Origin of the sequence: Nocardia sp. NPDC058176 (assembly GCF_042883805.1) — a bacterium.
Taxonomy (GTDB): Bacteria; Actinomycetota; Actinomycetes; order Mycobacteriales; family Mycobacteriaceae; genus Nocardia.
This window is the reverse complement of sequence record NZ_JBHVVA010000001.1, coordinates 1706214-1723405: the sequence shown is the minus strand read 5'-3', so window position 1 is coordinate 1723405 and position 17192 is coordinate 1706214. Positions and strand designations below refer to the sequence as shown.

General features: G+C 68.4%; 16 protein-coding genes. 8 read left to right on the top strand and 8 right to left on the bottom strand.

The window, feature by feature from the left end; genetic code table 11:
* Positions 1-8: 8 nt before the first annotated feature.
* A complete protein-coding gene (locus tag ACFVVM_RS08080) occupies positions 9-500 on the bottom strand; it encodes a MarR family winged helix-turn-helix transcriptional regulator (protein ID WP_387614540.1) in 492 nt (163 codons plus the stop codon).
* Positions 497-1594 (bottom strand): LLM class flavin-dependent oxidoreductase, encoded by a 1098-nt coding sequence (locus ACFVVM_RS08075; protein WP_387614537.1) that lies wholly within the window; start codon positions 1592-1594, stop codon positions 497-499. Before ACFVVM_RS08075 ends, ACFVVM_RS08080 begins: the two co-directional genes overlap by 4 nt.
* A 198-nt stretch (positions 1595-1792) precedes the next feature.
* Between ACFVVM_RS08075 and ACFVVM_RS08070 the strand changes: the two genes are divergently transcribed.
* A complete protein-coding gene (locus ACFVVM_RS08070; RefSeq protein WP_387614534.1) occupies positions 1793-2422 on the top strand; it encodes a hypothetical protein in 630 nt (209 codons plus the stop codon).
* A gap of 34 nt (positions 2423-2456) precedes the next feature.
* Here the strand turns inward: ACFVVM_RS08070 and ACFVVM_RS08065 are convergent, their stop codons facing one another.
* Entirely contained in the window at positions 2457-3596 is a 1140-nt protein-coding gene (locus ACFVVM_RS08065) for an acyl-CoA dehydrogenase family protein (RefSeq protein WP_387614532.1), read from the bottom strand.
* Between the two features lie 101 nt (positions 3597-3697).
* Between ACFVVM_RS08065 and ACFVVM_RS08060 the strand changes: the two genes are divergently transcribed.
* A complete protein-coding gene (locus ACFVVM_RS08060) occupies positions 3698-4276 on the top strand; it encodes a TetR/AcrR family transcriptional regulator (protein ID WP_387614529.1) in 579 nt (192 codons plus the stop codon).
* Between the two features lie 25 nt (positions 4277-4301).
* Here ACFVVM_RS08060 and ACFVVM_RS08055 read toward each other — a convergent pair whose 3' ends face one another.
* Positions 4302-4904 carry a TetR/AcrR family transcriptional regulator gene (locus tag ACFVVM_RS08055; protein ID WP_387614526.1) on the bottom strand — a complete coding sequence of 201 codons (603 nt, stop codon included), beginning with the start codon at positions 4902-4904 and terminating at the stop codon, positions 4302-4304.
* 113 nt (positions 4905-5017) lie between these two features.
* Here ACFVVM_RS08055 and ACFVVM_RS08050 point away from each other — a divergent pair, with 113 nt between their 5' ends.
* Positions 5018-5521, top strand: coding sequence for a hypothetical protein (locus ACFVVM_RS08050; protein WP_387614523.1), 504 nt, complete (start codon positions 5018-5020; stop codon positions 5519-5521).
* 14 nt (positions 5522-5535) lie between these two features.
* Positions 5536-6564, top strand: coding sequence for an alpha/beta fold hydrolase (locus tag ACFVVM_RS08045; protein ID WP_387614520.1), 1029 nt, complete (start codon positions 5536-5538; stop codon positions 6562-6564).
* Position 6565: 1 nt separating this feature from the next.
* Here the strand turns inward: ACFVVM_RS08045 and ACFVVM_RS08040 are convergent, their stop codons facing one another.
* The 3 genes from ACFVVM_RS08040 to ACFVVM_RS08030 form a co-directional block, all read right to left on the bottom strand.
* Positions 6566-7504 (bottom strand): NAD-dependent epimerase/dehydratase family protein, encoded by a 939-nt coding sequence (locus ACFVVM_RS08040; RefSeq protein WP_387614518.1) that lies wholly within the window; start codon positions 7502-7504, stop codon positions 6566-6568.
* Positions 7501-8181 (bottom strand): TetR/AcrR family transcriptional regulator, encoded by a 681-nt coding sequence (locus tag ACFVVM_RS08035; RefSeq protein ID WP_387614515.1) that lies wholly within the window; start codon positions 8179-8181, stop codon positions 7501-7503. The genes ACFVVM_RS08040 and ACFVVM_RS08035 overlap by 4 nt, the downstream gene beginning before the upstream one ends.
* 69 nt (positions 8182-8250) lie before the next feature.
* Complete coding sequence (locus ACFVVM_RS08030; RefSeq protein WP_387614512.1) at positions 8251-10047, bottom strand: acyl-CoA dehydrogenase; 1797 nt, start codon at positions 10045-10047, stop codon at positions 8251-8253.
* Between the two features lie 226 nt (positions 10048-10273).
* On the opposite strand from ACFVVM_RS08030, the gene ACFVVM_RS08025 reads away from it, so the two are divergent.
* The 4 genes from ACFVVM_RS08025 to ACFVVM_RS08010 are packed head-to-tail and all read left to right on the top strand — an operon-like array spanning position 10274 to position 15832.
* Positions 10274-11182 (top strand): hypothetical protein, encoded by a 909-nt coding sequence (locus tag ACFVVM_RS08025; protein WP_387614509.1) that lies wholly within the window; start codon positions 10274-10276, stop codon positions 11180-11182.
* Positions 11157-11405, top strand: a complete 249-nt coding sequence (locus tag ACFVVM_RS08020) for a hypothetical protein (RefSeq protein ID WP_387614506.1) — start codon at positions 11157-11159, stop codon at positions 11403-11405. Before ACFVVM_RS08025 ends, ACFVVM_RS08020 begins: the two co-directional genes overlap by 26 nt.
* Complete coding sequence (locus ACFVVM_RS08015) at positions 11402-15586, top strand: molybdopterin-dependent oxidoreductase (protein ID WP_387614504.1); 4185 nt, start codon at positions 11402-11404, stop codon at positions 15584-15586. The genes ACFVVM_RS08020 and ACFVVM_RS08015 overlap by 4 nt, the downstream gene beginning before the upstream one ends.
* 36 nt (positions 15587-15622) lie before the next feature.
* Positions 15623-15832, top strand: coding sequence for a molybdopterin-binding protein (locus tag ACFVVM_RS08010; protein WP_387614501.1), 210 nt, complete (start codon positions 15623-15625; stop codon positions 15830-15832).
* Positions 15833-15837: 5 nt separating this feature from the next.
* Here ACFVVM_RS08010 and eno read toward each other — a convergent pair whose 3' ends face one another.
* Positions 15838-17187 carry a phosphopyruvate hydratase gene (gene eno, locus ACFVVM_RS08005; RefSeq protein ID WP_387614498.1) on the bottom strand — a complete coding sequence of 450 codons (1350 nt, stop codon included), beginning with the start codon at positions 17185-17187 and terminating at the stop codon, positions 15838-15840.
* Positions 17188-17192 lie beyond the last annotated feature (5 nt).

The window sequence follows — 17192 nt, the reverse complement described above, 5'->3', positions numbered from 1 at the left end:
TCCGCGGGTCAGGTGGTGCCGAGCTCGCGGACGGTGCGACGGATCTTCGTCGACAGGTCGATGAGGGTGTCCACCTCGTCGGGGGTCAATGCCTCGATGAGCGCCTCGCGGATGTGCCGGGCCCGGTGGATCTGGGCGTCACGGAAGGTGGACAGGCCGACGGAGGTGAGGGTGATGATCGTGCCGCGGCCGTCCTCGGGCGCGGGATGTTGTTCCAGAAAGCCGCGTGTGGTCATGCGGGCGGCGTGTTGATGCAGGCGGCTCTTGCTGAACTTGATCCGTTCGGCCAGATGGAAGGCGCGCAGGGAATGCCCGGGTGTGTTGCCGAGGATCTCGAGTACCTGCCAGTCGGCTTCGGACAGGCCGGTGTCGGCGCGCAGGCTGCGGCTGAGCCACTGCCACAATTCGGCCTCCATGGGGAAGAACGACGTCCACAGTGCCCATTCCTGCTCGGTGGCCTGGGGGAAGTCCCTGGCAGGGCGGCGTGGTGTTTCGGTCATGAGGCAACCGTCTGCGTGCGATCTCCGGCGCCGGGTTCACCGGACCAGAGGGTGGTGGGGCGTTCCGCGCGAAGGATCGGCGCGACCTCGGCGAAGAATCGCTCGAGATAGCCCTTCGTCGTGGCGAGTTCGGTCGTGTAGGTGGAGAAGAACCCTTCGACGCCGACCCCGAACACCTGGTTGCCGAAGGCGGTTTGGAGATCCAGCAGGCGCTCGGCCACCTGTTCGGCGGTGCCGACCAGCGCCGATCCGTTGGCGAGAAAGTCCTCGAGCGAGTCGAAGGGGAATCGGCCGCGGTCGGGGAAGTGATTCCGGACCGAGGCCTCGTAGAGCGGGCGGGCGATCGCCAGCGCATCCTGGGACCGGTCGGTGATGATCGGGGAGTGGACACCCACGGCGACGATCGCGGTGTCGGCATCGTGGCCGTGGAAGGCCGATCGTTCGCGATAGTGGCGAACCAGGTCGAGATAGGCCTGCACGCGGCCCAGCCCGTTCGCCGAGTACAGCGGATCGCCCCAGCGCGCCGCCAGTTCGGTGGACCTCGCGCTGGTGGCCGAGCCGTGCCACACCCGCGGCGCCGGCTGCTGCAACGGGCGCGGTTCGATGGTCGCCGCCGAGAGCGGGGGCCGAAATCGTCCCTGCCAGGTCACCGAATCTTCCCGCCACAGGCGGCGAAGCAGTTCGTAGGACTCCTCGAGGCGATCCCACAACTCCTCCGGCGGTACCTGAAAGACCGTGGGAGCCACCGGATCACCACCCTTGCCGATGATCAGATCGAGCCGGCCGTCGCTGAGGTGATCGAGTGTCGCGTAGTCCTCGGCGGCCCGCACCGGATCGGTCAGCGAGAGCACCGCGACGGTGGTGACGAGGCGGATCGTGCGGGTCCGCGCGGCGATGTGGGACAGGATGACCGCGGGCGAGGACGACAGCAGCGCCGGATTGTGCCGTTCGCCGACCCCGAACGCGTCGTAACCGATGTCCTCGGCCCATTGCGCCAGGTCGACGACCTCCTGGAACCGATCGCGGCGGCTCAACGGCCGCTGCGCGAGGCCGGTGCTGTGCTTGGGAACGAGAGTGCTCGCCAGGAACTTCATCCGCCGACCCCCGCCGAGATAGTAAACATGTAAACCACTTTAGCGATGATCGTCGACCGTCACGGTTGCGATACGAATACGGCCGGTGGGTCAGCGGACCTTGCTGGCTGTTTGCCGACCCGATAGTTTCGGCAACCGGCGGCGAACGGGTGGCATGTGCGATGGTCGTGCTGGCCGCCGTGGCGGAAGGTGGACCGAGTGGGCACCGAAGTGTTTCGCGCGAGGGCCGGAGTTGCCTTTGTGAGCGTGGCGTTGGCCGCGGGAACGGTCGCCGGGATCGGCGAGGCCGCGGCGCAGACGGGCGGGATTCAGCTCGCCGGTGTGGCGAACGACAACTGCACCGCGACGATCACCCTGACGAACTACACCAATTCGCGCTTCTTCCAACCTGATTGGTGGTTCGCGGAAGAGAACGACTTGGAGATGGTTGACGCGACTGGTCCGGTCGCGGACATGCCGCCGCCGTGGCGTGCGGTGCCGGATATCCCGTGGCCGATCGCCAGGTGGGTGGGCGATCCTCCGCTGCATTCGGGGGTTCCCCCGGAGGTGCCGTCCTTCCCGGACTCACCCTACAACCGCAACGCGCAGCCCGACGGCAACGTCACGCAGGCAACGATCGACCTGCGTGCCGTCGATGGCGCGCCCACGCCGTCGGCGGACGGGACCATGACGATCTACTTCCGGGTGAAGACGGGCCCGCAGACCGCGGATCGTCTGCCCAACCCGCAGGAACTCATAGTGGGCGGCTGCGCATCGAACGGCGGCGGATCGCATGGCAGCGGATCAGCCGACTGGGGTTCGTCGAATCTGGGGTCGACCATTCCCTAGAGCCGACGTGTATTCGACCGTGCGGACGGTCGGATCACCCGGCCAGATGGCGGCTGATGACCAGGCGTTGGATCTGGTTGGTGCCCTCGAAGATCTGGGTGATCTTGGCTTCGCGCATGTAGCGCTCGACGCGGAAGTCGCGGGTGTAGCCGTAGCCGCCGAGGACCTGGACCGCGTCGGTGGTGACCTTCATGGCGGCGTCGGTGGCGATGAGCTTGGCGACCGAGGCGTTGCGGGAATAGGGGAGGCCGGCGTCTCGTCGGCGCGCGGCGTCGAGGTAGGTCGCTCGCGCGGAGTCGACCGCGGCGGCCATGTCGGCGAGCAGGAACCCCAGGCCCTGGTGGTCGATGATCTTGCGGCCGAAGGCTGTTCGCTCCTGGGCGTAGGCGACGGCCTCGTCGAGCGCGGCCTGCGCGAGGCCAACGGCGACGGCCGCGATGCCGAGGCGTCCGGAATCGAGTGCGCTGAAAGCGATCTGCAAACCCTGGCCGTCGGTGCCGATCCGTCGCTCGGTGGGGAGGAAGGCATCGTCGTAGTGGGCTGAGGTGGTCGGTATGGCGTGCAGGCCCATCTTCTCCTCGGGCTTGCCGAAGCTCAGCCCGGCGGTGTCACCGGGCACCAGGAAGCAGGAGATTCCCTTGGAGCCTTCGCCGGTGCGGGCGAAGAGGTTGTAGAAGTCGGCGACGCCGCCATGGGTGATCCACGCCTTCGCGCCGGTGACGCGGTAGCCGCCCTCGACCGCGGTGGCCTTGCAGGTGAGCGCGGCGGCGTCGGAGCCCGCCTGCGGCTCGGACAGGCTGTAGGCGCCGATCGTGTTGCCGCCCAGCATGTCCGGCAGCCAGCGCTGCTGTTGCTCGTCGGTGCCGAACGCCATCAGCGGGTGACAGGCCAGGCTGTGCACGCTGACCGCGACCGCCACGGCGGCCCAGCGGGCGGCGATCTCCTCCAGCACCTGCAGGTACACCTCGTAGGGCTGACCGCCACCGCCCCACTCCGGCGGATACGGCAGGCTCAGCAGCCCGGCCTCGCCGAGCGTGGCGAAAACGCCCTCGGGGTAGGTCTCGGCCTTCTCGTGCTCGTCCACGATCGGCGTCAGCACCTTGTCGGCGATGTCGCGAGTCAGGTGGATGAGGTCGCGCGCCTCGTCGGTGGGGAGGAGGCGGTCGACTGCCACGGGGTTCTCCTTCGGCTGGTACGGGAAATAGTACTCTGTCACTCATGAAAGTACTGTCCGAGGATCAGTACCACAAGGGGTCGCGCAGTACTATCGCTGGCATGGAGCAGTCCTCGGTCTTCGCGACGGCCCGCCGAACCGAGCTGTTCGACGAGCTGGTCGACCTGTTCCTCGCCGAGGGATTCGCGCACCTGACGCTGGACACCATCGCGTCCCGGCTCCGCTGCTCGAAGTCGACCCTCTATACCCTCGCGCGCAGCAAGGAGCAGCTGGTCACCGCCGCGACTGTGCACTTCTTCAAACGCGCCACCGGCGATGTGGAGGCCGGTCTGGCCGCGACCACGGGCGCCAAGGAACGGGTTGCCGCGTACCTCACGGCCGTCGGGGCGGCACTCGCCGTCACCTCGCCGCAGTTCATGGCCGACCTGGACGCGTTCCCGCCCGCCCGCGCGGTCTACGAACGCAATACCCGCCTGGCTGCCCGGCGCGTGCAGGAGCTGATCGACGACGGTGTCGGCTCCGGCGAATTCCGTGGTGTGCACGCGGCTTTCGCCGCCGAACTGGCCACCACCATGATGGTGCGCATCCAGCAGGGCGGTGTCCGTGCCGGCACCGGATTGGATGACGCGAGTGCCTACCGTGAGCTCGCCTCCATCCTGACCCACGGCATCAGCGCGTAGACGGTGATCGACCCGCCACCGCGAACTAGCTCGTGCGTCTGCGTGGTGCGCCGATTCCGTTGAGCAGGGTGCGCACGGCGGCGTCGGCGATGGCGTGCGCGGGGATGCCGCCGCGCTGGGCGGTATCGGCGGACACGTAGATGTGGGCGTTGAACACGCCTTCGAGCCATTCGGCGGGGAGATCCGGATCGAGGTCCCCGTCGGTTTGGGCGGCGGTGATCAGCGTGCGCAGCGGGACGTCACCGGTGTCGGACCAGTGCGGGTTCCCGGTGAACCGGCCGGGATCGGCGAACAGGAAAACCACCCGGTCGCCCACTTCCACGAAGGATCGCAGCAGGTAGATGAGGTGGTCGAAGGCGGTGTCGGTGTTGTCGGCGGCGGCGCGCGCGATGCTGTCGAGTACGTGGAGGGATTCCAGCAGCAGGGCGTCGACGAGATCCTGGCGTTCGGGAAAGTATCGGTGCAGGGTGCTGCGGCTGACTTCGGCACGGGCGGCGATCTCGCTCAGTGGTGTGGCGAAGTCGCGGGACCAGAGGGCGAGCGCGGCGGCCATGATCGCGGTGCGGGTCCGGGTTCGCAGGCCACTCGGTACGGGTTTCGCTTCGTCGTCGAGCTTGTTGCGCACCATGGAGAAAAGGTACACCGAGCAGCGGTCATGAGATATTGGCGTAAATTGATGAGACATCGATGTCCTATTGTGGGTAGTGTCTGCACCGTTGAGAGGTTCGATGGGAGGTCGGGATGCGATCGAATGAAGATCCGGTCATGCCGATGGGTGATGCGCGGGTGGCGCGGCAACTGCCCGGCAGGTTGACGCATCCACTCACCGCCGCGCCGAAGACGATCCTGCGCCGAGGATCAGCGGACCGCAGCGACATCCCGGCCAAGCGGCGGATCATCTATACGGGACTGCTGGCGCTGCTGTGGTTTCCCGCGCTGGTCCTGGCATGTTTCATGGTCATCATGACGGTGCGCGGGCTCGGCTACGGGTTCGTCATCTCCGACGGCGGCTGGGTGGATGCGTGGGGTGGGCCGTCACTGGCCGGTGCCTGGATCGTGCACGCGATCGTGGGAGTGATCGGCACTGCGGTGGCCGCCGCGGGACTGCTCGGTCTGGGCGCGATGATCGATCGGGTCGATCGCCGGTATCTCGGTGCCGGTGGTCCGGTGTGGCCGATTCCGGTCGCGGTGGTGCTGGCCGCGGTGTCGGTGCTCTTTCTCCTCGCCTGGGTTCGCCAGATCTGACAGGAGGTGGGTCGATGTCGGCCACGGTCGAAGATCCGAGGTTCGAACCGGATTCGTCGGAAGCGGATTCGGCGCAGGCGGTCGCGCCGCGTCGCCGTCGTCGATGGCCGTGGGTAGTCGTCGGCCTGATGTCGCTGGTGCTGGTGGCGTGGCTGGTGGTGCGCGATACCACGCCGGTCGGCCATTTCACCTCGGCCGAGAACTATGACAGGTTCTTCACCGCCTACGACCGGGCGATGGACGACCTGCCCGATCCGGATGCGACGCTGGATCTGCGGACCGAGTACGGCGTGGTCCGGATGTACCGGTTCGACGGTGCGAATCCGGAACAGGCGCCCTTGGTACTGCTCCCGGGCCGGGCGGCGGCATCGCCGGTGTGGGCGGACAACCTGGCGTCGCTGCGCGACCTGCGGACCGTGTACACCATCGATCTGCTGGGTGAACCGGGTGCGAGCGTGCAGAGCCGCCCGATCACCGATGACCGGGATCAGGCGCGGTGGCTGCACCAGGCGTTGCGGCAGTTGCCGCACGAGTCCGTCGATCTGGTGGGGATGTCGATCGGTGGATGGACGGCGACGAATCTGGCGATTCACGAACCCGCCGGCATCGGCCGGGTGATCCTGCTGGATCCGGCGATGACGTTCGCGTCGATGCCGTGGGAGACGATCGTGCGCTCGATTCCGGCCTCGGTGCGATGGCTGCCGAAGAGCTGGCGCGACAGCTTCAACAGCTGGACCGCCGGTGGGGCACCGGTGGAGCAGGTGCCGGTCGCGGACATGATCGAGGCCGGTATGCAGACCTATGCGCTGAAATTGCCCCAGCCGACGCAGTTCGGTGCCGAGCAACTGGCGGGGTTACCGATGCCGGTGCTGGTGATCCTGGCCGGACGGTCGGTGATGCACGACAGCGCGGACGCCGCCCGCCACGCCCGCGAAACCCTGAGCGCGGGAACGGTTCTGGTGTATCCCGAGGCCTCGCATGCGATCAACGGCGAGTACCCGGACCGGATAGCGGCCGATATCGGCGAGTTCCTGCGGACATGACCTAGGGCCCGGACTGCCCGAACTCGATACCCGTGGCGGACAGGTCGTCGCGGAGGGTGTCGAGGTCGAGTAGTTCGTGGATCCAGGTTGGGGCGGTGATCGGGTGGTGTGCGGATTCCCGGACTGTGGCGGCGGCGACCGCGGCGGTGGCCAGGGACTGGCCGCGACCGGTCGCCCACCGTTGCGATCCGTTGGCGGTTCTGGCGAGGATCACCCAGCGGTCGGTGCCGGGTAGGTGCCGTGGGGCCACCGCGCGGAGTGCGGGCAGCCAGGTGAGGGCGGCCAGTCCGGCGGTGGCCAGGCGGGAGTCCAGGCGCAGGTAGGACCGGACGGGTACCGCGAGTTCCTCGGTGAGACGGTGCTGGTCGGCGAAGTCGGCGCGTACCGCGGGAAACGGTTTGTACTCGGCCTTTTCGGGAATCGTGAAGCGTGCCGGTCGGGTGAAGTTGCGGATGTCGGTGCCGTCGGGGTCGGGGAAGCGCCGCCCCAGCAGTTGGTAGGTCCAGGCCGTGGCGGCGGGGCCGTGGTGTTCACCGGACCCGAGGCCGATCATGATGTCGATCGGACCCGGGTCGCTCGCGAACGCGTCGACGGCGAGCAGGGTGGTCAGGCCGGGCGCCAAGCCGACTCCCAGAATGACCGGGCCCGCGACTGATTCCAAGGCTCGCACATAGCCGGATGTCGCCGAGATCTCGACGAAGACGATTCCGCGGCGGGCACACTCCTCGGCGACCCGGATGTCTTCGACGCCTGCGCAATTCACCACCATCGTGACTCCGGACAGGGCGGCGTCGAATCCGTCCGGCGCGGTGACATCGACGACGCGGTCGGCTCGAGCCGCGTCGCGTCCGGCCGCGAGCGCCGGGATGCCGTGCGCGCGGAGCAGTTGGACGAGGTGCGTGCCGACAGCCCCGTAGCCGCCCAGTACCAGTACATTCATCGGGCTGCCTCCGGTATGGGTGTTCCAGGCGCTTCCCCGTGTAGCGGTTGTGGCGGGAGCAATTGCAGGATGAGGGCATCGGCGGCCCAGGATTCCCACTCGGCGCCGGTCCAGCCGCGTTCGTGGACCAGCAGGTGGTACGTCTCGGGTGCGAGCACGGCGAGGGCGATGTCGGCGGCGCGGGCCGCGGTGTTGCCTGCTCGGAGTGGGGTTTTGGTGAGAAGGGCCTCGGCCAGGCGGAGCTGGACCAGGTGGCGCTGGGTGATGTTGGTCTGCCAGAGTTCGGCCAGTTCGGGATCGGTCGCCGCGGCCGCGCGGATCACCTCGAGGAGCGGGCCGACGCGCGCGTGGATCGTCGCGGCCGCGGCGACTTGGTGCCTGATCTGTTCGGCGGGATCGGGGTCGGCGACGGCCGCGGTGAACCAGGGACGGTCCATGGTGGCGACCGGTTCGGTGTCACCGGCGATCTCGACATCGAGGAGTTCGGACAGGATCGCGCGCTTGGTGGCGAAGGTGAAGTACAGCGTCTGCACCGCCATGCCCGCCTCGTCGGCAATGGCCTTCATCGTGGTCGGCGTGTACCCACGGGTGGTGAACAATTCCCGTGCCGCGGCCAGCATTTTCGCTCGATTGGCCGAGGTCCGGGCCGCCCGCACGCCGGTGTTCTTGGCTGCCATTCCCCGAGTGTACTTCACTGGAGTGAGACTCTAGTGAATCATTCGGATGGTGCGGACACCCGGCGCCGATCAGAACCAGCTCTCGTCGGTGTCGAGGGTGGTTCGGTCGAGCGCGGCGAGCAGGTCCAGTTGCGGTGTGGTCCTTGGCAGCTCGTAGCGGAAGTAGTAGCGCGCGGCTGCCCGCTTGCCGTGGTGGAAGTCGTCGTCCTTGCCGGTGGTCGCGAGTTCCTGCTCGAGCCAGATCCAGGCGATCACGATGTGCCCGAACGCTTCGAGGTAGACGGTGGCGTTGGCCATGGCCGCGGCGGTGTCGCCCGCGGCGAACATGGCGGCGGTGACGGCGAGCAGCCGCTGCCACGCGGTGTCGAGCTGCTCGGCGTGGTCGGCGGGCCTGCCGCCGGTCGCGCGAGCCGCGGTCACGGTCGCGGTGATCTGCTCGCCGAGCAGGGCCAGGGCGGCGCCGTTGTGCTGGATCACCTTGCGGCCGAGCAGGTCCAGGCCCTGGATGCCGTGCGTGCCCTCGTGGATCGGATTGAGCCGGTTGTCGCGGTAGTGCTGTTCGACGTCGTATTCGCGGGTGTAGCCGTAGCCGCCGTGCACCTGGATCGCCAGGCTGTTGGCTTCCAGACACCACTGCGAGGGCCAGCTCTTGGCGACGCCGGTGAGGATCTCCAGCAGCAGGGTGTGCTCGCGGGCGGCCTCGGCGTCGGCGGCGACGCGTTGCCGATCGATCAACCGGTTGCAGTACAGCAGCAGGGCGAGTGCTCCCTCGCTGTAGGCCTTCTGCGCCAGCAGCATTCGCTTCACATCGGGGTGCTCGATGATCGGGATCTGCGCGGTGGCCGGATCCCTGGTCGTGAGGGCGCGGCCCTGGTGGCGGGTTCTGGCGTACTCGACGGATTTGAGGTAGCCGGTGTAGCCGAGCGCGGTGGCACCGAGGCCGACGCCGAGGCGGGCCTCGTTCATCATCGTGAACATGTAGGACAGGCCGCGGTGTGGTTCGCCGACGAGGTAGCCGACCGCGCCGGGGGCACCCTCGGGTGTGTGCTTGCCCTCGCCGAAGTTGAGCACCGTGTTGGTGGTGCCCCGGTAGCCCATCTTGTGGTTGAGCCCGGCAAGCACGACATCGTTGCGTTCGCCGAGGGTTCCGTCGTCGGTGACGAGGAACTTCGGCACGATGAACAGCGAAATCCCTTTGGTGCCCGCGGGTCCGCCGGGGATCTTGGCCAGCACCAGGTGCACGATGTTCTCGGTCAGGTCGTGATCGCCGCCCGAGATCCACATCTTCGCGCCGAACAGGCGGTAGGTGCCGTCTTCCTGGGGTACGGCGCGGGTGACGATATCGGCCAGCGAGCTCCCGGCCTGCGGTTCGGACAGGCACATGGTGCCGGTCGCGGCGCCCTCGAGCATCGGCCGGACGAACCGCGCGATCTGGTCGGCGCTGCCGTGCGTGGCGATCAGGTTCGCGTTGCCGATGGTCAGGAACACATAGGCGGTGGTGCCGACATTGGCGGCCTGGAACCAGCTCATCCCCGCTGCCTGCACCGTCGCGGGCAGTTGGAGACCGCCGACGCCCTCGTCCATGCCCGCACCGATCAGGCCCGCCGCGGTGAACGCCTCGACCGCCGCGCCGACCTCCGGGATCAGGGTGACCTTCTCGCCGTCGAAGGTCGGCTCGTTGCTGTCGTTGCGCTTGTTGTGCGGGGCGAAGTAGCGGGTGGCGATGTCTTCGCACAGGTCGAGGAAGCCCTCGAAGGTCTGCCGCGAGTGCTCGGCGAACCGCGGGAACTCCGTGAGCTCCTCCACGCGCAGCCATTCGTAGAGCAGGAAGTCCAGATCACGGCGGGAGATCAGGGTCGAGCGCACGGTCGTCCTCTCCGGGGCCGCCGCCGCTCGGCGACGATCCCCTTCTGCTCGTACAAGTTACGCGCCGTCGCGGGCTGTTCCACGGTGATCCCTGTCGTGACGTGGCGATTTGTGGACCGGCACCGGGAGAACCGCACAGACGCAGGCAAGTGCGGGTGAGAAGTCCGTGATACCTGGGCAACTACGGGGATATTGAACAGAAATATCCGATTATGAGGATCTACTCATGGCCGGAGTCGATGGGTTGGAGCAGGTCGCGGGCGGTGCCGTCGGGACGGCGATGACCGCGGACGCGGTACCGGAGTGCGTGCCGCGGATCCCGGTTCCCGATCTCGCGATGGCGGTCCGTCGCGGACTGCGGCCGGTCGCGCCCACGACTCGTCCGCTCCGCGACGCGGTGGGTGCCACGCTGGCGCGACCGTTGCAGGCGCAGACCGCCGAGCCGCCCGTCGACGCCGCGACGCGCGATGGGTACGCCGTCAGCGGACCCGGTCCCTACTGGGTGGTCCGCGCGGGGAAGGTGAACTCGGCGACGCCGGCCCTGGCCGCGGGAGAAGCGGCGCGCATCATGGCCGGGACACCGACTCCGCTGGGCACCACCGCGGTGATCCGCGACGCCCACGTGGAGTTCGCGCGCGTTCTCGGTCAGGCGGTCCTGATGCGGGTGTCGGGGGCGCCGAAGTCCGATGACACCAGGGTCCGCGGCGCGCAGTGGCATGCGGGAATGGTGTTGGCCGCGGCGGGTGTCCGGGTCGGCCCGGCGGTGGTGTCGGTCGGATCGAGCGCGCAGGTCGACCACGCCGCGGTGCGGGGGCCGCTGTCGGCCGATGTGCTCGTCACCAGCGGTCGACTGGGTCGCGGCGGCACCCGGGGCGTGCGGTGGGCACCCGACGCGGTCGCTCCCGTGGTGTCGGACTTCCTGCGGTCCTGCGACATCCGGTCCGGGAAGGTGTGGCAGGTGAGCGACGGTGAACTGTTGCGCTCGTGGTTCACGCTGTCGGCCGATGCGGAGGTCGTCGTTGTCGTCGGCGCGCTCGACGAGGTTCGGTTCCTGCTGGCCGTCCGATCCCGCCGAAGCGATCGCCGCGCTCATGGTGACGGGGCGTTGTGTGCTGGAGGCGTTGACCGCGCGTGATCCGGTGGCGCCGCTGCTCGGGCGCCTGGTCGACCGCTGTGCCGCGACCGAGGACCTGACCGAGATCGTTCCGGTCGGGCAGGTGGGAGGTGGGATGTGGCGGGCCACCGGCCCGGTCGGCATCCCGCACCTGGCGCATCTGATCCACGCGCAAGCCCTCGCGTTGTTACCGCCGGGCGGCACCCGCGGTGCGCTCGCCGAGCTGATCCCGCTGCCGCGATGACCGGGCCGATCCGCACGGTCTGCTCCTACTGCGGTGTCGGCTGCGGCATCGCACTCGAGGTCGAGACCGGACCCGACGGTGCCAAGCGCGTCCGCAAAGCGCCCGGCGACAAACAACATCCGGCCAATGGCGGCCGCCTGTGCACCAAGGGCGGCAGTCACCTCGACCTGCTCGGGGTCGACGGCAGGCTCGAGTCGGCGCTGGTGCGCACCGAACGGGGTGCCGCGCCTGTCCCGCGACCGGTGGACGACGTCATCGCCGAGACCGCGCAGCGACTCCGGCGGCTGATCGACACGCACGGCCCCGACGCGGTGGCGCTGTATGTCTCGGGTCAGATGACCGTCGAGGCACAGTATCTGGCGAACAAGCTGGCGAAGGGGTTCATCGGAACCAACCAGATCGAGTCGAACTCGCGACTGTGCATGGCCAGCGCGGGGAGCGGCTACAAGCTGTCCCTCGGGTCGGACGGCCCGCCCGGCTCCTACGAGGATTTCGATCGCGCCGATGTGTTCTTCGTGATCGGCGCGAACATGGCCGACTGTCATCCGATCCTGTTCCTGCGCATGATGGATCGGGTCAAGGCCGGGGCGAAGCTGATCGTCGTCGATCCGCGCCGCACCGCGACCGCCGACAAGGCGGACCTGTTCCTCCAGGTCACCCCGGGCAGCGATCTGGCGCTGCTCAACGGACTGCTCCACCTGCTCGTCGAGGGCGGCCACCTCGACGAGGAGTTCATCGCCGAATTCACCGAGGGCTGGGACGGTATGCCCGAGTTCCTCGCCGACTACACCCCGGCGACGGTCGCCGCGCTCACCGGCATCGCCGCCGAGGATCTGCGGCGCGCCGCCGAGCTGATCGGCACGGCGGGGGAGTGGATGAGCTGCTGGACAATGGGATTGAACCAGTCCACCCACGGCACCTGGAACTCCAACGCCCTGATCAACCTGCATCTGGCGACCGGTGCGATCTGTCGTCCGGGCAGCGGGCCGTTCTCGCTGACGGGTCAGCCCAATGCCATGGGCGGGCGCGAGATGGGCTACATGGGTCCGGGACTGCCCGGGCAGCGTTCGGTGCTGGTCGACGCCGACCGCGCGTTCATCGAGAAGCTCTGGAAGGTGCCCGAGGGCACGTTGCGCACCGAGGTCGGCAGCGGAACCATCGACATGTTCGCCCGCATGGCCGCGGGTGAGATCAAGGCCTGCTGGATCATCTGCACCAATCCCGTGGCGACCGTGGCGAATCGCAAGACGGTGCTGGCCGGGCTGGAAGCCGCCGAGCTGGTGATCACCCAGGACGTGTTCGCCGAGACCGAGACCAACGCCTATGCCGACGTGATCCTGCCCGCGACGCTGTGGATCGAGGGCGAGGGCGTGATGATCAACTCCGAACGCAACCTCACCCTGGTCCCCAAGACCCTGCCCGCGCCGGGCGAGGCCATGCCGGACTGGCGGATCATCGCCCGAATCGCCTGCGCGATGGGCTATTCCGAAGCCTTCTCCTACGACAGTGCCGAGGAGATCTTCGAGGAGATCAAACAGACGTGGAATCCGCGCACCGGCTACGACCTGCGCGGCGCCACCTACGACCGGCTGCGCGAGGGATCGCTGCAGTGGCCGGTCGCGCCGGAGGGCCCGCGCCGCAACCCCATTCGCTACCGCAACGACGGCGTCAGCCAGGAACTGCGCACCCGCGAGGACGGGTCGACGCCGAGCCTGTGGTTCCCGACCCCGTCGGGGCGCGCGGTGTTCTTCGCCCGGCCGAATCTGGAACCGGCCGAACTGCCCGACGACGACTACCCGTTCGTCCTGAACACCGGTCGCGTGCAACACCAGTGGCACACCCTCACCAAGACCGGCAGGATCGCCAAGCTCAACAAGCTCAATCCGGGGCCGTTCGTCGAGGTCCACCCGGAGGACGCGGCCAGGCTCGAGGTGGGCGCCGGTGACTGGGTCGAGGTCGCGTCGCGGCGGGGCCGTGCGGTGCTGCCCGCGATCGTCACCGACCGGGTGCGGGTGGGTGATGTGTTCGCGCCGTTCCACTGGAACGACCTGTTCGGTGAATACCGCGCGGTCAACGCGGTGACCAATGACGCCATCGATCCGATTTCCCAACAGCCCGAGTTCAAGGTCTGCGCGGTGCGTCTGATGAAGGTGCCCGCGCCGATCGTGGTCGATCCCGTGGTCGAAGCACCGGTGGTCGATGCCGGAGCGGCCTCCGTCGCCACGACTTCGGTGGCCGTAGCCGGAGCGCCCGCCGGTGCGGTGTCGAACGCTGCCGCCGCACTCGGGCTGGGGGATTTGGGCGTTCCGCCCTTGTCGGAGACCGACCGGGCCTATCTGGCGGGATTCCTGTCCGGCATCGATCGACTCGAGTCAGCGGTGCTCCCCGTCCTGCCGGCGAACGCACCGTTGCCACCGCAGGCGGCGTCCTGGGTGAACGGGATGTTGGCCGGGGTGTTCGGGTCGCATCCCGGCGTGACCCGCGAGGTCGAGACCGGCGATCCTGTGCGGCAGGTCGAGGCAGGCCCGGCGCCCGCCGTGAGCGCGGTGCGTCCGCTGGTGGTGCTGTGGGCGTCGCAGACCGGAAATGCCGAAGACTTCGTCGCCACCGTCGCCATGCCCGCGCTCACCGGCACCGGTCGCGCGCCGGTGCTGCACGGTATGGACGAGATCACCGCGAGCGAGCTTCCTCCCGCCGCCGATCTGGTGGTCGTGTCGAGCACCTTCGGCGATGGCGACGCCCCCGACAACGGCGCCGCGTTCTGGGCGTCGCTGACCGAGGCGGGGGCGGGCGCACTGGCCGGTTCGCGGTTCGCGGTACTCGCCTTCGGCGACTCGAACTACGACGCGTTCTGCGGCCACGGCCGACGCCTGGACGAACGGCTCGCCGAGCTGGGTGCCGAGCGAATGCTGGACCGGGTCGACTGTGAGCCCGACTTCGAGGAGACGGCCCAGGCCTGGCTGGCCCAGCTACTGCCGGTGCTGCAGCAACCCCAACCCGAGGCAGCCCCTACGCAACCCGCCGCGACGGTCTCCGCCGACGTCCCCGGTTCCACCAGGACCGAGGTCCGTGCCGAGGCCCCGACCGGCCGCCTGGTCGGGAACCGGCTGCTGAGCCTGCCCGGTGCGCAGAAGGAGGTCCGCCAGTTCACCTACGACCTCACGGGTTCGGACCTTCGCTACGACGTCGGTGACGCCCTGGGCGTGCGCCCGGCCAACGACCTCGGCCTGGTGTGGGAGTTCCTCGCGGTCACCGGACTGGATCCGGCCGCCGTCGTCGAGGTGCCCAAGGCGGGAGCGATGCCGCTGTCGATCGCGCTCGAGGCCTATCTCGATCTCACCAGGACGACCACCGAGTTGCTGCGCTTCGTCGCCGAACAGACCGATGACCGCAACGTCAGATGGCTGCTGCGGCCCGACAACAAGGGTGAGCTCGCGAAGTGGCTGTGGGGACGTCAACCGGTGGACATCGCTGCCGAATTCGCCCTGTCCGCCGACCCGCAGCAGTGGGTGGGGCTGTTCAAACGCCTTCAGCCCCGGCTGTATTCGATCTCGTCGAGCCCGCTCGTCGACTCCACGATCGTGCGGACCACGGTGTCGGTGATCCGCTACGAGGGCCCGACCGGACGGCCACGCGGCGGGCTGTGTTCGGCCTACCTCGCCGACGCCGAACTCGAACAACCGCTGGTCCTGCACGTCCAATCGGCCCCACACTTCCGGCCACCCGACGATCCGGCCACCCCGGCGATCATGGTCGGTCCCGGCACCGGTGTCGCCCCGTTCGTCGGGTTCCTCGAACACCGCCGCGCCCGCGGCGATCAGGCCCCGAACTGGTTGCTCTTCGGCGAACAGCACGAAGCGACCGACTTCTACTACCGTGACGAACTGATCGAACTACAGGAACACGGTGTGCTGAGCCGCCTCGATGTCGCGTTCTCCCGCGACCAGCGCGCCAAGATCTACGTCCAGGACCGGATGCGCGAACACGGTGCGCACCTGTGGAACTGGCTGCGCGACGGCGCCCACTTCTACGTCTGCGGGGACGCGGCCCGCATGGCCAAGGACGTCGACGCCACACTGCGCGAGATCGTCTCCCACCACGGCGGCATGCCCGAGGAAGACGCCGACGCCTACGTCAAGAAACTCGCCGCCGACAAACGGTATGTCCGCGACGTGTACTGACCGGATCCGCGGTGTCGCGGATCTACGCTGATGGCCATGCGACTGAGCACACGAAACCAACTCGACGGCACCGTCATCTCGGTGACTCGCGGTGAAGCGATGGCCGTGGTCCGCGTCCGGCTCACCGGCGGCGACGAGATCACCTCCTCGATCACCCGCGACGCCGTCGACGACCTGGCCCTGGCCGAGGGATCGGTGGTGAAGGTCCTCATCAAGTCGACCGAAGTCACCCTCGGCATCGACTGATTCAGCTAGACGCCGAGGGGACGAGGGCCCTGTGCGGCGACGAGTGGTGTCGGGGTCGACGATTCGGGCCGAGGGTGTCCGCCGGCGAGGGCCGTGGCACCTGCGTAGCGCGCCTGCGTGCCGAGTTCGGTTTCGATCCGCAGGAGCCGGTTGTATTTGGCGGTGCGGTCCGATCGTGACAGGGAGCCGGTTTTGATCTGGCCGCAGCCGAAGGCGACGGCGAGGTCGGCGATGCTTGTGTCCTCGGTTTCGCCGGAACGGTGCGAGATGATCGACGAGTATCCGGCCCGGCGGGCGATGTCGGTGGTCTCGATGGTTTCGGTGAGTGTCCCGATCTGGTTGATCTTCACCAGGATCGAGTTTCCGATCCCGGCTCGGATGCCGTCGGTCAGCAGGGCGGGGTTGGTGCAGAAGACGTCGTCGCCGACGAGTTGGCAGCGCTCGCCGACAGCGGTGGTGAGCTGGGCCCAGCCCCGGTGGTCGTCTTGGGCGAGGGGATCTTCCATGGACACGATGGGATAGGCGTCGAGTAGCCGTACCAGGTAGTCGATGTGTTCCTCGACCGTCCGCACGGTGCCGTCCGCGCGGTAGTGATAGGCGCCGTCGGTGTAGAACTCCGAGGCGGCCGGGTCGAGCAGGAAGACGATGTCCTCGCCGGGGCGGTAACCGGTCTTCTCGACCGCCGCCACGATGTAGTCCAGGGCCTGCTCCGCCGAGCGCAGGTCGGGAGCGAAACCGCCCTCGTCGCCGACATTGGTGTTCTCACCGGCGGCGGCCAGGTCGGCTTTGAGGGTGTGGAACACTTCCGCGCCGATCCGCACCGCGTCCCGGAAGGTGTCGGCCCCGACCGGGGCGATCATGAATTCCTGGAAGTCGAGCAGGTTGTCCGCGTGGGCGCCCCCGTTGATGATGTTGAACATCGGCATCGGCAGCAGCCGGGCGGACGCCCCGCCGAGGTAGCGGTAGAGGGGGAGGCCGTGGGCCGTGGCGGCGGCCTTGGCGACGGCGAGCGAAACTCCCAGCGTGGCATTGGCGCCCAACCGGGACTTGTTCTCGGTGCCGTCCAGAGCGATCAGCGCGTGATCTATTGCCGCCTGGTCCTCGGCGTCCCGGCCGATCACGATCGGTGCGATCTCCGCGTTGACGTGTGCCACGGCGGTGAGCACGCCTCGACCGTGGAAGCGGGACCGGTCCCCGTCACGCAACTCGACCGCCTCCCGAGTGCCCGTCGACGCGCCCGAGGGCACGCTCGCCCGCCCGGTCGAACCGTCCTCGAGTACCACCGTGACCTCCACGGTGGGATTGCCCCGGCTGTCGAGGATCTCGTCTCCGACCACCTGCTGAATTCGCGTCACTTGCC